Consider the following 13796-nt stretch of genomic DNA (forward strand, 5'->3'; position numbering starts at 1 on the left):
GCGGGAAGAGGGGGGCCGGGGGGAGAGGGGGGGGGGGGGGGGGGGGTGGGGGGGGGTGGGTGGGTGGGGGTGGGGGTCGGTCAGGTTAGGAGGAGGCCGGTTATCCAGAGGGCTGCGACGATCAGGCCCGCCCCGAATTCCACGAGCATCGACAGGCCGGCGGCTTTGAGCGCCTGCACGGTGGATGGCCAGGCGAGTTGGTTGCTGCCCAGCCGCAGCCGCTCGGCCGCCCACACCCCGGCGACGAAACCGAGCACCAGCCCGACGACCGGCACCACGAAGAACCCGACGATGCCGAGCACCCCACCGGCGAGCAGCGTGGACGTCGGCACACCCGTGCGCTTCAGGTTCCGCCCGGGCCACGCGTACTTGATCACGGTGCCGCCCGCGGCGACCAGGGTGGCGGCGGCGAAGACCGCCCAGCCACCCGCGCCGGCACCGCCGAAGATCGCCCAGACCAGCACGCCACCCCAGCACAGCGGCAACGCCGGCAGGCCGGGCACCACCACGCCGGCCAACCCGGCCAGGATGGCCAGCCCGGCCACCACCGTCACCACCGTCTGCGAGTCGTTCAGGCTCACGCCGCCGCCCTCCGTCGCCACCATCGGGACCGCCCGAGCCGCACCGAACCCCGGCTCACGCCGCCACCCCGCCGCGCAGCCGGGCGGTGATCGCCTCCGCCGGGGCCGGGGCGCCGAAGTATCGACCCTGTCCGGTGTCACAGCGCAACGCCCGCAACCGTTCCGCCTGCACCCCGGTCTCCACCGCCTCGGCGGTGACCCACAACTCCAGGGCGTGCGCCAACCGGACCAACGCGTCGACGATCCGTTCGTCGCGGTGGTCGGCGGCGACGTCGGTGCCGTCGGCGCGGATACCCTCGACGAACGGGCCGGCGAGCTTCAGGGAGTGGATCGGCAGCCTCCGCAGGTACGCGAGGTTCGAGTAGCCGGTGCCGAAATCGTCCACGGCCAGCCGGACGCCGAGTGCGGCGAGCCGGTACAGGCTGCGCAGGGGCTCACCGGCGCTGCCCATCACGGCGCTCTCGGTCAGTTCCAGTTGCAGCAGGTCCGCAGGCAGCCCGGTGGTGTGCAGCGCGTCGGCCACGGTATCCACGATCGCCGGGTCGTCGGCCTGCCGCGCGGCCAGGTTCACGCTGACCACCAGCCTGGCGTCGGGGAACTCCCGCCGCCACTGCTCGGCGTCGTGACAGGCCCTCCGCAGCACCCACTCACCGAGCCGGACGATCAGGCCGGTCTCCTCGGCCAGGCCGATGAACCGGTCCGGCCCGATCAGGCCCAACTCCGGGTGCTCCCACCGGACCAGCGCCTCCACGGCGAGCATGCGGCCCTCCAGCAGCGACACGATCGGCTGGTAGTGCAGCACGAACTCACCCCGGTCCAGTGCGGCCGGCAGCCCGGCGACAAGCGCCGATCGGGCAATGTCGCGGGCGCTGCGCTCGGGATCGTAGACCGCCCACCGACCCCGGCCCGCACCCTTGGCCCAGTAGAGCGTCGTGTCCGCGGCCTTCATCAGCTCGGACGCGGTGGTCTCCTCGGCCGAGCACTGCACGATGCCCACACTGGCCGACACGGCCAACTGGTGTTCACCGACGTGCACCGGGGCCGCGACGGCGGCCAGCGCGGCCTCCGCGACGGCCACCGCGTCGTCGATGTCGTCCCCTCCGTCGAGGAGGATCACGAACTCGTCGCCACCCATCCGGGCGACCAGATGGCCGTGGCCGGCCACGCAGGCGGCCAGCCGCTGGCCGATCTTCACCAGCAGTTGGTCGCCGAGGTCGTGGCCGAGGCTGTCGTTGATGGCCTTGAAGCCGTCCAGGTCGAGGAAGCACACCCCGACCCGGTGTCCGGCGGCTGCGGTGTCCAGGACCTGGCCCAGCGTCTCGAAGAACAGCGTCCGGTTGGGTAGCCCGGTCAGCGGGTCGTGCAGCGCCTGGAAGCGCAGCCGCTGCTGGAGTGCGTACCGCTGGGTGATGTCCTTGATCATCGCGACGGTGAACCGGGGCCGGCCGTCGCCGTGCCGGATCAGCGAGACGGCCAGGTCCGTCCAGACCATCGTGCCGTCCTTACGGTGGTAGCGCTTCTCCACCCGGACTGCGTCGTGCTCGCCCTCGATCAGCGCCTGGTAGAGCTCCCACATCCCGGCGGCGTCGTCGGCGTGGAACAGCGCCGCCACGTTGGCCTCGCGCAACTCCTCGATCGAGTATCCGAGCATGTCCGCGAATGCCTGGTTGACATCGATGATCCGGCCGTCCACGCCGGCGATGCCGATTCCGATCGCGGCGCCGGTGAAGATCGCCCGGAAACGGGCCTCGCTGTCGCGCAGCGCCTGCTCGACCTCGTCGCGCGCCTTCCAGGCGGACCGGGTGATCCGCTCCTGCTGGCTGAAGGTGCGGTCGCGCAGCGCGCGGGCGAACCCGGCGGCCAGCCCGCCCTGCACGGCCGCGATCCGGTCCGCGAGGTCCGCCGGCCGGTCGGCGGCGGCCAGCACCCGGCGGGGGAAGTCCGCGCCGAGGGCGTGCAGCGTCCAGGCCAGGGCCTGCGGCTCGGTGAGGTGCGCCTGCACCAGCGCCCGCCCGACCTCCTCGGCCGGGTGCGCGCTGAACGGCTCGGCCCGCACCACCTGCGCCAGCCGGATCGTCTGCGCCAGCAGCAACCGCTCGGTCTCAGCCACGCTGAGCGGCACGAACCCGAGACGGCGTACCGCGCGGGCCCAGTCGGCGGCGTACCCCTGGGCCTCGGCCCGGCCGGCGTCGACCCCGGCGGAATCCGGGTCGGCGACCATTGGAGATCAGCCTGCGGGCTGGTCGTACCGGGCGGCGCCGCCGAAGGCGCCGAACCGCTCCGGGTGGTCGTCCACGTCGGACGGTGAGTCCGGACGCCAGAGCGGCATGTGCACCACGCCCGGTTCGAGGACCGTCCAGTCGCCGAAGAAGCCGGTGACCTGGGCGCGGGAGCGCAGGGTTATCTCGGTGGCCGTCCGCGCGGACAGCCGTTGGGCGTCCAGCATCTCCTGCGGTTGGTCCTCGAAGGTGGAGTGCGAGACGACCAGGAAACTGCCCGGCGCGGCAGCGGCGCGCAGGCTCGCCAGGATCTCCTCGGGCCGGTCGCCGTCCGGAATGAAGTGCACCACCCCGGCCAGCAGGATGCCCACCGGCCGGCTGAAGTCGATCAGCCCGAGCTGCCGGGTCTCGGCGAGGATCTTCTCCGGCTCCCGCAGGTCGGCGTGGATGACACCGGTCAGCTCGTTGCCGGCGAGCAACTCCCGGCTGTGCGCGACCGCCACCGGGTCGATGTCGACATACACCACCCGGGCCTTGGGGTTCACCCCCTGCGCGACCTCGTGCACGTTGCCCACGGTCGGAATTCCGGAGCCGATGTCCAGGAACTGGTCGATGCCGGCCTCGAGCAGCACCCGCACGGCCCGGCGGAGGAACTCACGGCCCGAGCGCATGGTGGCGGCGAGATTCGGGGTCATGCTGGCGATCTGCTCGGCCAACTGCCGGTCGATCTCGAAGTTGTGCGCCCCGCCCAGGAAATAGTCGTACACCCGGGCCGCGCTCGGCCTGGTCAGATCGATCTCGGTCGGCAGTCCGTCGGGCATCAGCGTGCTCCCCAGTTCATCGCCGCGGCGCGGGCCGACGCCGGCGCCGGGGCGCACCGGGGGCACGCGCGAGCACCGGTCGACCCGCGGGTCGTGTGGTGTGGACCACTCTAGGCGGCTGACTCCAGCATCAGCGAGATGCCTTGACCAACGCCGATGCACATGGTGGCCAGAGCCCGGCGGCCACCGCGGCGGCGCAGCTCCAGCGCGGCGGTCAGCGCCAGCCGCGCGCCGCTGGCACCGAGCGGGTGCCCCAGCGCGATGGCGCCACCGTTCGGGTTGACGTGCTCGGCGTCCACCGGCAGGCCCAGCTCACGCAGCACCGCCACGGACTGCGCAGCGAACGCCTCGTTGAGCTCGACCACGTCCACCGCGCTCAACTCGACACCGACCCGGTCGAGCAGCTTGCGGGTGGCCGGCACCGGGCCGATCCCCATGATCCGGGGCGGCACGCCGGCCGCCGCCGCGCCGCTGACACGCGCCAGCGGGGTGAGGCCGTACCGGTGCACCGCCGCCTCGCTGGCGACCAGCAGCGCGACCGCGCCGTCATTGACGCCGGAGGAGTTGCCCGCGGTCACCGTGCCGCCGTCCCGGAACGGGGTGGGCAGCGCGGCGAGCTTCGCAAGCGTGGTCTCCCGCGGGTGTTCGTCGACCTCGACCAACCGGGTCTCGCGACGACCGGCCGGCACGGACACCGCCACGATCTCCTCGGCGAACCGGCCGTCGGCCTGCGCCTTGGCCGCGCGCTGCTGAGAGCGGTACGCGAAGGCGTCTTGCTCGGCCCGGCTCACGCCGTACTCGGCGGCCACGTTCTCCGCCGTCTCCGGCATCGAGTCGACTCCCCACCCGTCGGCCATCAACGGGTTGACCAGCCGCCAGCCCAGGGTGGTGTCGTACACCTCGGCGGAACGGGAGTACGCCGACGTCGCCTTCGGCATGACGAACGGCGCCCGGCTCATGCTCTCCACCCCGCCGGCGATCACCAGCTCCGCGTCCCCGGCGACGATCGACCGGGCCGCAGTGGCGAGGGCGTCCAGCCCGGAGCCGCAGAGCCGGTTGACCGTGCTGCCCGGCACCTCCTCGGGCAGGCCGGCCAGCAGTGCCGCCATCCGGGCCACGTTGCGGTTGTCCTCGCCGGCCTGGTTGGCGCAGCCGAGCACGACGTCGTCCACCCGCGCCCAGTCCACCGACGGGTGTCGGGCGACCAACTCGCGGATCACGTGCGCGGCCAGGTCGTCGGGACGGACGCCGGCCAGCGCGCCCGCGTACCGACCGATCGGGGTACGGACACCGGCCACCAGGTATGCCACGGTCATCGCGAGTCCTTAGGGGTGCAGACGGCGGGGGGTGGGGCCGCCCACCGGGTCGCGAGGGCTGCCGGGCGCCAGGATATCCACGCGCGCAGCCGATAGGTTGACGGCATGGCCCGGGCCCAGTTCAGCGCAGAGACCAGCAGCGGTGGCGCCTTCGTCCGCCAACCCAACCGGTTCACCGGTCGGGTCACCGCCGACTCGACCTCCCCGCCCGGTGGCGGGCCGGACGAGCAGGGCCGGTGGCCGCTGGAGGCCGCCCGGTACCGGCTGATCTGGTGCCGCGCCTGCCCGTGGGCGCACCGGGCGAGGATCGTGCGCGGCCTGCTCGGTCTGGACGACGCGATCTCGCTGGGCACCGTCGACCCGATCCGGGACGAGCGAGGCTGGGCGTTCGCCCTCGACCCGGACGGCTTCGACCCGGTCCTCGGTGTGAACTTCCTCTCCGAGGCGTACCTGGCCAGCGACCCGGACTACACCGGCCGGGTGACCGTGCCGGCGCTGGTCGACACCCTGACCGGCCGGGTCGTCACCAACGACTACCCGCAGCTCACTCTCGATTTCTCCACCGAGTGGCGGCGGCTGCACGCCCCCGACGCGCCGGATCTGTACCCGGTCGCGCTGCGCCCCGAGATGGACGCGCTGATGGCCGAGATCCACGCCGACGTCAACAACGGCGTCTACCGGTGCGGGTTCGCCACCTCGCAGGAGGCGTACGACGAGGCGTTCCGGGCCCTCTTCGCCCGACTGGACGCGCTCTCCGAGCGGCTGGCCGGGCAGCGCTACCTGCTCGGCGACTCGATCACCGAGGCCGACGTGCGGCTGTTCACCACCCTGGTCCGCTTCGACGCCGCGTACCACGGGCACTTCAAGTGCAACCGCAACAAGCTGACCGAGATGCCGGTGCTCTGGGCGTACGCCCGGGACCTGTTCCAGACCCCGGGCTTCGGCGAGACGGTGGACTTCGACCACATCAAGCGGCACTACTACGGCACCCACCGGCAGATCAACCCGAGCGGCATCGTGCCGCTCGGGCCTGACGAGGCCGGCTGGAGCACGCCGCACGGGCGTGGCTGAGCCGGGTCCGCGCGGCACGACGACCGCGCCGAAGGCACGCTCCGAGGTCGCCCGCCGGGTCGCCGGGTCCGCCGCCGCCGGCTGCGCGCTGGCCGGTGCGGTGGCGGTGACGGTCGCCGTGGTCGCCGGTCCCGGTCCAGGGCTCACCGGGTACGTCAGCGAGGCGGGCATTGCCGGCAGTGGGCACGCCTCGACGTACCGGATCGGGGTCCTCGCTCTGGCCGCCGCGTTGCTGCTGGTCGGCGCGGCGCTGCCGCCCGGGGTGTGGGTGGCGGCGCCTGCGCTGCTCGCCACCGGCGCCGTGTTCACCGCCGTGTCGGGGGCGGTGACCTGCTCCGCCGGCTGCCCGCTGCCGCCGTTCGAGCGGGCCACGGCGGCGGATCTGGTGCACGGCGGCGCGAGCATCGCGGCGACCGCGGCGGTGGTCTTCGCGATGATCACGCTCGCCGTCTCCGGGCCGGCCGGTCCGGCGGTGCGCTGGCTGTCCCGCGTGGCCGCCGCGTTGGCCCTGCCGCTCTGCGCGACGGTCGGCCTGGCGATGCTCGTCGTCGGCCGGGGCGCGGTGGTGGGGGTGCTGGAGCGCCTGATCCTCGCGCTGGCCGTCGTCTGGGGCCTCGCGACGGCCACCGCTCTCGCCCTGGACCGGCGGCCCTCTTCCCCATTCCGGCTGGAAGATCTGTAAGGAGCCTCACGCTTACCGCCCCTTGCGATCCACCACGATCGGCGTAGCGTCGTCGAACGATGACCAACGTCTGGGGCCTCACCGTCCGCCTGTATGTCGATCTCCGACTGCAGGCTAGCGGCATCTGTCCGGGCTAGCCGCGATCCCACGCCTGCCCTGATCCAGAACCGGACAATTGGATACATCCATGCCCTTCAGCCTGCGCAAAATTCCCTTCTCCGTGCAGATCCTGCTCGGCCTCGTGCTCGGCGTCGCGCTGGGCTTCCTGGCCCGCTCCAACGACCTGAGCTGGCTGACCACCACCCTGCACACCGTCGGCAGCCTCTTCATCCAGCTACTCAAGCTGGCCGTGCCGCCGCTGGTCTTCACCGCCATCGTGGTCAGCGTGGTCAGCCTGCGCGGCGTTGCCAACGCCGCCCGGCTCGCGCTCAAGACCCTGATGTGGTTCGGCATCACCGCGCTGATCTCGGTGAGCATCGGCATCGCCCTCGGCCTGATCGTCAACCCGGGTAAGGGAGTGACCCTCGACCTGGGTGGCGCGACGCCGCCGAAGAACACCGGCTCGTGGACCGACTTCCTCACCGGCATCGTGCCCACCAACCCGGTCGGCGCGTTCGTCGAGGGCAACGTCCTCCAGATCGTCTTCCTCGCTCTCGTGTTCGGTGCCGCGGCCATGCTGGTCGGCGAGGCCGCCGAACCGTTCGTGGCGCTGAACCGCTCCCTGCTGACGATCGTCCAGAAGGCGCTCTGGTGGGTCATCCGCCTCGCCCCGATCGGCACCCTCGGCCTGATCGGCAACGCCGTCGCCTCGTACGGCTGGGACCTGCTGGCCCCCCTCGCGAAGTTCACCACCGCCGTCTACGTCGGCTGCGCCATCGTGCTGTTCGTGCTCTACCCGCTGGTGCTGATCCTCGGCGGCCGCCTCAACCCGCTGCGCTTCTTCGCCGGGGCCTGGCCGGCGATCGAGCTGGCCTTCGTGTCCCGCTCGTCGGTCGGCACCATGCCGGTGACCCAGCGCTCCGTCGAGCGGCTCGGCGTGCCCCGCGAGTACGCCTCGTTCGCGGTGCCCTTCGGCGCGACCACGAAGATGGACGGTTGCGCCGCCATCTACCCGGCGCTGGCCGCGATCTTCGTGGCCCAGGTCTTCGGCGTGCACCTCGGCATCGGCGACTACCTGCTGATCGCGTTCGTCTCGGTGGTCGGCTCGGCGGCGACCGCCGGCCTGACCGGCGCGACCGTGATGCTCACCCTGACCCTCAGCACGTTGGGCCTGCCGCTGGCGGGTGCCGGTCTGCTGCTGGCCATCGACCCGATCCTGGACATGATGCGCACCGCCACCAACGTGGCCGGACAGGCGCTGGTGCCGATCGTCGTGTCCGCCCGCGAGGGCACGCTCGACCGGGTCGCGTACGAGTCCGCCGGTCAGCGCGACCTGACCGAGCCGGAGCCGGTCGCGGAGACCCGCCCCGAGCTCAGCCCTGTTCCTGCCTGACCACTTCACCGCAACGAAGACTGGCCCCTCCCTCGAGGGGCCAGTCTCCGTTTCCGAGAGGATCACCGCATGAGTTCTCTGTTCACACCGCTGGCGCTGCGCGCGGTCACCCTGCCCAACCGGATCGCCATGGCACCGATGTGCCAGTACTCTGCCGGCCCGGACGGTCTCCCCACCGACTGGCACCTGGTCCACCTCGGTAGCCGCGCGATCGGCGGCGCGGGTCTGGTGCTGTCCGAGGCGACCGCGGTGCTCCCGGAGGGCCGGATCAGCCCGCAGGACACCGGGCTGTGGTCCGACGCGCACGTCGACGCGTGGCGACCGGTGACCGCGTTCGTCGCCGCCCATGGCGCGGTGCCGGCCGTGCAGCTCGCGCACGCCGGGTTCAAGGCCTCCACCTACCGGCCGTGGGCATCCGAGAGCGGCGGCGTGCCGGACGCCGAGGGTGGCTGGACGCCCGTCGCCCCCGGCTCGGAGCCGTTCACCGCCGATTACCGGACGCCGACCACCCTCGACGAGGTCGGCATCGCCGGTGTGGTCGAGGCGTTCGCGACCGCCGCCGAACGCGCGCTGGCCGCCGGCTTCGCCGCCGTGGAGATCCACGCCGCGCACGGGTACCTGCTCAACGAGTTCCTCTCGCCGCTGACCAACCACCGCACCGACTCCTACGGCGGCGACCGGACCGCCCGGATGCGGCTCACCCTGGAGGTGGCCCGCGCGGTGCGCGCCGCGGTCGGCGAGGACGTGCCGGTGCTGACCCGGATCTCCGCCACCGACTGGGTCGAGGGCGGCTGGACGATCGAGGACAGCGTGGTGCTCGCCGGCGAGCTGGCCGGCGTCGGCGTCGACCTGGTCGACGCTTCCTCCGGTGGGGTGAGCATGGACCAGCGCGTCCCGGTCGGCCCCGGCTACCAGGTGCCGCTGGCCGCTCAGATCCGCCGCGAGGCGGGCGTGCCCACCGGCGCGGTGGGCCTGATCGTCGAACCGGAGCACGCCGAGCAGATCGTCGCCGGCGGCGAGGCCGACCTGGTGCTGCTCGGCCGGGAGCTGCTGCGTGACCCGTACTGGCCGCGCCGCGCCGCCGCCAAACTCGGCGTCGCGTCCACCGTGCCCGCCCAGTACGCCCGCGCCTGATCTAGGGCCTGTTTCATAAGGGCGGTCGAGCCGAGGCGGAGTCCGGGCGGCGATCCGGCAAGGCGGGGTTTCGTCCGGATACCGGTGTCGTATCCGGACGAAACCGCAACGCCGCCGGTCGTCGTCCGGGCCCGCCGCAGGCCGGCCAGTCCTTATGAAACAGGCCCTGGGACGGTCGGGCGGCTTGAACAGCCGCCCGACCGTCAGCCCGCCAGGTGCGACCAGTCGCCCTCCAGGTCCTGCCAGGTGCCCTGGGCCGCCACCGTGCCGCCGAGCAGCACCACCACGTGGTCGGCGCGGACCAGCGCGGCACGTTTCGCGGTCGAACCGACCACGGTCACCCCGTGTCCGCGCAACGCCTGCCACAGCGCCAGCTCGGTGGTGACGTCCAGCGCCGACGACACGTCGTCCGCGACCAACAGTTCGGTACGCGGGGCCAACGCCCGAGCCAACGCCAACCGCTGCAACTGCCCGCCGGAGAGCCGGGTGCCCTTGTGCCCGATGAGCAGACCCAACCCACCGCCGGCAGCCGCCAGGTCATGGTCGAGCTGGGCGGTGCTGACCGCCCCGGCCGCGTCCACCTGGTGGCCCAGCGCGATGTTGTCGGCCACCGTGCCGGAGAGCACCCGAGGCAACTGGCCGACGTAGCCGACCTGGTTGGGGCGTAGGAACAGCTCCGGTTCGGTGACCGGGTCGCCGTTCCAGGTCAGCTCGCCGGTGTGGTGCACGATCCCGGCCAACGCCCGCAGCAGCGAGGACTTGCCCGACCCCACCGGCCCGACGACCAGCACCAACTGCCCCCGCTGCACGGTCAGGTCCACGTCACGGACGGCCACCATGCCGTCGGAGTGCACCACCCCGAACCCGCGCAGCTCCAGCCGGCGCAGCGGGTGCCGCGGCGGTGGCGTCGGCGCGGGCGCCGTCCCGGCGGCCAGGTCCACCGCCGAAACCGCCGCGGAGTACGCGCCCACCCCGGTCATCGCCGCCGTGCGCCGCGTCCAGACCCGTGCCGAGGGCAACTGGGAGATCAATGAAGCGGTGGTCCAGGCGAACCAGCGGGCCGCGCCCAGCGTGGACACGGCCACCAGCACCGCCCCGGCGGAGAGCGAGCCGTTCAGGTAGAGCGCCCACGCGCCGATCGGCAACAGACCGCTCGCCACCGACGGCGTGGAACGCGACCACACCTGCACCGAGATCTCCCGGCGCTGGCGGTCACTGCGCAGCACGTCCAGGTCGGCGAGGTGACGCAGCACTGCCGCGCTCGCGCCGGCGAGCTTCACCGTCCGGGCCGAGGACAGCACGGACACCAGCGCGGTGGCGAAGGCGGCCCGCGCGGACACCGTCGCTCGGGCCGACCGCTCCAACGTCGGCCCGAACAGGCTCGCGGCCAACCCGGAGACCACCATCGTGCCGACGAAGAACAACGCTGGCACGACGCTGCCGGACACCACCGTCATGGCGACCGCCAGGACCACCGCGGCGGACTGGTCGAACACGTTGTCGGCGAGTTGGACCACCCGCTCGGTGTCGCCGCCCTGCGCCACCACCTCGGCCGGGGTGTGTGCGCTGACCCGGCGCGGCCCGGTCTGGCCGTGCACCAGACGCAGGCTGATCCGCAGCATCTGCCGCACCCACCACTGCGGAAACCAGATGCCCGTGTAATACGGCACGGGCAGCGTGATCAGCAGCCCGGCCACGATCCCCCACGCCGGCAGGTACGGGTCACCGACACCGTCGACCAGATCGGCCCAGAGCCACGGCAACACCGGGCCGTCCAGCCCGAGCAGGATCATCACGAGGAACAGGGCCATCGCCCCCATCCCGTACCGGGGGTCGTTGCGGCAGAGCCGGAGGATCTCCCGGATCGTGCGGGCCGGCGGGGCCGGCGGCAGGGGCGGCGGGTCGGCCTTCACCGGCGCGACGGCTTCGTCCACCGCCGCCGGCTCGACCCGCCCGCCGGTGGGCCAGGTGTCCGCCGGGCCCGGGCCGGTCAGCAGGTCCGTGCCGCCGCCAGCGCGGGCTGCCTGCGGCGCGGCGGTGTACGCGGCCACGTGGCTGGTCGCCAACAGCTCGGCGAAGCGGGCAGACGCGTCCAGCGGACCGGCCTCCACCACCGCGCCGTCGGCCAGCACCACCACCTCGTCGCAACGGCGTACCGAGGAGAGTCGGTGCGCGATGACGATGCCGATCCGGTCGCGCAGCAGCCGTTCGGTGGCTCGCTGCACCCGCGCCTCGGTGACCGGGTCCAGCCGCGCGGTCGCCTCGTCGAGGATCACCACGTGCGGGTCCCGGACCAGGATCCGGGCGAACGCCACCAACTGCTCCTGCCCGGCGGAGAGCACGTGCCCGCCCTCCCCCAGTCGGGTCGCCAACCCGTCGGGCAGCTCGGCGATCCACCCGGCGAGGCCCAACTCGTCAAGCGCCCGTTCGGCGGCGTCGAGCAGCATCGGGTCGAAGAGCGCGACGTTCTCGGCGAGAGTGCCGGCCAGGATCTCGGTGCGCTGGGGCACCAGGGCCACCCATCGGCGTAGCTGCTCGACGTCGAGGTCGCACAGGTCGGTGCCACCGAGGAAGACCGCGCCTGCCGGCACGTCGACGGCCCGGGTCAGCACCTTCGCCAGGGTCGACTTGCCCGACCCGGTCCGCCCGATGAGCGCGTAGGAACGACCCCGCGCGAAGGTGAGGCTGACTCCGCGCAACGCGTGCCCCCGGCCGTTCTCCGGCCCGCTCACCTGGTAGCCGAAGGTGAGGTCGCGGATGCGCAGGTCGCCGTCGGTCGGGCTGGCTCCGCCGGTGGGTTCCTGCCGGGCGTCCTCCAGCAGCAGCACCCGCCCCCACGCGCCGAGCGCGTACTGCAGCTCCGGAACCATCCGGCTCACGTGTTCGACGGTGGCGCCGAAGGCCAGCGCGAGCAACCACACGGCGGTCAACCGAGCGGCGTCGATCTGACCGCTGGCCAACGCCCACGCGCCGCCGAGCACCACCGCGCCGATGCCGCCCCGGATTGTCGCGGCGGCGACCGTGGTCACCTGGGCGGACATCACCCAGACCCGTTTGCCGCGCGACAGGACGGCAGCGGCCCGCCGGGCGTAGAGCCGCAGCACGTACGGCCGGGCCAGGCTGGTACGCACGTCGTCCTGACCGTGCACCGCCTCCTCCATCACGGCGGCCAGGTCCGACCAGGCCTCCTCCTCGGCCATCCGAGCCGGAACGATGCGGGCGGTCGGCCGGCGCAACCCCACCGCGAGAGCCACGGTCAGCAGCAGCATCGCGATCCCCGCCGGCCACCAGACGAACAGCGCGACGGCCACCGACAGCACGCCCACGCAGAGCCCCTGGGCGAGCCGCGTGCCCTGGCTACGGACCGCGGCGGCCACCTGGTAGACGTCACCGTCGATGCGGTCGAGCAACTCGCCCACGGGAGTGGTCTCCAACGTGGGCAGGTCCTGCCCGAGGGCCACCCGACAGAGCCGCCGCCGCACGTCGGCGGACCAGTCGGCGGTCACGCCGGCCATCAGCAGACTCACCGCGAAGTCGGTGAGCACCATGGCGACCAGCGCCGCGGCCAACGCCGCGAAGAACCCGGTCGAACGGTGCAGCAGCACCGGACCGGCCAGCGCCGACGCGCCCGCCTGGCCGGCGGCACCGAGCACGATCAGGATTGCCACGACCGTCATGCGGCGTGGCGAGGTTCCCCACAGGTCTCGGAGCAGGCGCATGGAAGTCCTCCGGACGTGGGGTGGCGGAGAACCCAGCCTGCCCGCGCCAACGCGTTATCTCAACCGATTTTCCGGGCCCTGAGCAGGGCTTCCACCGGGGTCAGACAACTCGACACGCGCTGCCGAACCGCACGTAGACACGTCCTCGGTGAGCCAGTCGCAGGGAGCGAGCGCCCCAAGATCCCGGTGGGGCGGGGCGCTCCCCAGTACACCCCCGGGCACGCCGACCGGGTCGCCGCCGCCGCCCGGTAAGCGCGCCCGATCCGCGACACCCCACGCCCGGAAGCTCGGACGCCCGACGCTCGGGCGCTCGGGCGCTCGGGCGCTCGGGCGCTCAGGCGCTCAGGCGCTCAGGCGCTCAGGCGCTCAGGCGCTCGGACGCCCGGACGCCCGGACGCTCGGACGCCAGTTTCCGATTTGTCCGCCGCTGTGCGCAATGATGTGTTCGGCGTTTCAAGGTCAACTCCATATCCCCGATGTCGCGCTATCCCACCGCCCGGATACCCCCACATCGGCGATATGGAGTTGACCATGTCCCGGGACAGACCACGCGAGGCATACCCTGCCGAATATTGGCGGATTGTCCGGTTTGGGAGGCGTCAGGCCTGGCCAAACCCCGTCGTGTACGTGGGTGGTTGTCCGGTCTACGGCGTTCTGGCCTGTGACCGGTCGCATCCGTGGCCCGGAATCACGGCCGAGCCAGGGTCGTTACATACCCTGACGATCGCAGCACCACCGGCCGGCCCCGTGCGTTGGGGTGC

Annotated in this window: 9 protein-coding genes; 4 read left to right on the forward strand and 5 right to left on the reverse strand. The window is 72.7% G+C overall.

Annotated elements, in window-relative coordinates; all coding sequences use genetic code 11:
• Window positions 1-80 precede the first annotated feature (80 nt).
• The 4 genes from C7C45_RS29820 to pcaF form a co-directional block, all read right to left on the reverse strand.
• Window positions 81-581 carry a DUF456 domain-containing protein gene (locus C7C45_RS29820; RefSeq protein WP_110567717.1) on the reverse strand — a complete coding sequence of 167 codons (501 nt, stop codon included), beginning with the start codon at window positions 579-581 and terminating at the stop codon, window positions 81-83.
• Window positions 582-636: 55 nt separating this feature from the next.
• The gene (locus C7C45_RS29825; protein ID WP_110567703.1) at window positions 637-2802 is read right to left on the reverse strand and encodes a putative bifunctional diguanylate cyclase/phosphodiesterase; all 2166 of its coding nucleotides are present in this window, start codon (window positions 2800-2802) and stop codon (window positions 637-639) included.
• Window positions 2803-2808: 6 nt separating this feature from the next.
• Window positions 2809-3621 (reverse strand): SAM-dependent methyltransferase, encoded by an 813-nt coding sequence (locus C7C45_RS29830; protein ID WP_110567719.1) that lies wholly within the window; start codon window positions 3619-3621, stop codon window positions 2809-2811.
• 110 nt (window positions 3622-3731) lie between these two features.
• Complete coding sequence (gene pcaF / locus C7C45_RS29835) at window positions 3732-4937, reverse strand: 3-oxoadipyl-CoA thiolase (RefSeq protein WP_110567705.1); 1206 nt, start codon at window positions 4935-4937, stop codon at window positions 3732-3734.
• A 105-nt stretch (window positions 4938-5042) separates the two neighbouring features.
• Here pcaF and C7C45_RS29840 point away from each other — a divergent pair, with 105 nt between their 5' ends.
• The 4 genes from C7C45_RS29840 to C7C45_RS29855 all read left to right on the forward strand — a co-directional run bounded on the left by C7C45_RS29840 (window position 5043) and on the right by C7C45_RS29855 (window position 9316).
• Entirely contained in the window at window positions 5043-6008 is a 966-nt protein-coding gene (locus tag C7C45_RS29840; protein ID WP_110567707.1) for a glutathione S-transferase family protein, read from the forward strand.
• The gene (locus C7C45_RS29845; protein ID WP_110567709.1) at window positions 6001-6690 is read left to right on the forward strand and encodes a DUF998 domain-containing protein; all 690 of its coding nucleotides are present in this window, start codon (window positions 6001-6003) and stop codon (window positions 6688-6690) included. The genes C7C45_RS29840 and C7C45_RS29845 overlap by 8 nt, the downstream gene beginning before the upstream one ends.
• Before the next feature lie 199 nt (window positions 6691-6889).
• Window positions 6890-8182 carry a dicarboxylate/amino acid:cation symporter gene (locus C7C45_RS29850; RefSeq protein ID WP_208641449.1) on the forward strand — a complete coding sequence of 431 codons (1293 nt, stop codon included), beginning with the start codon at window positions 6890-6892 and terminating at the stop codon, window positions 8180-8182.
• Window positions 8183-8251: 69 nt separating this feature from the next.
• Window positions 8252-9316, forward strand: a complete 1065-nt coding sequence (locus C7C45_RS29855; RefSeq protein WP_110567713.1) for an NADH:flavin oxidoreductase/NADH oxidase — start codon at window positions 8252-8254, stop codon at window positions 9314-9316.
• A gap of 203 nt (window positions 9317-9519) precedes the next feature.
• Here the strand turns inward: C7C45_RS29855 and C7C45_RS29860 are convergent, their stop codons facing one another.
• Window positions 9520-13035, reverse strand: a complete 3516-nt coding sequence (locus C7C45_RS29860; protein WP_110567715.1) for an ATP-binding cassette domain-containing protein — start codon at window positions 13033-13035, stop codon at window positions 9520-9522.
• Window positions 13036-13796 lie beyond the last annotated feature (761 nt).

The organism is Micromonospora arborensis (assembly GCF_003205615.1).
In the GTDB taxonomy this organism is placed as follows: domain Bacteria; phylum Actinomycetota; class Actinomycetes; order Mycobacteriales; family Micromonosporaceae; genus Micromonospora; species Micromonospora arborensis.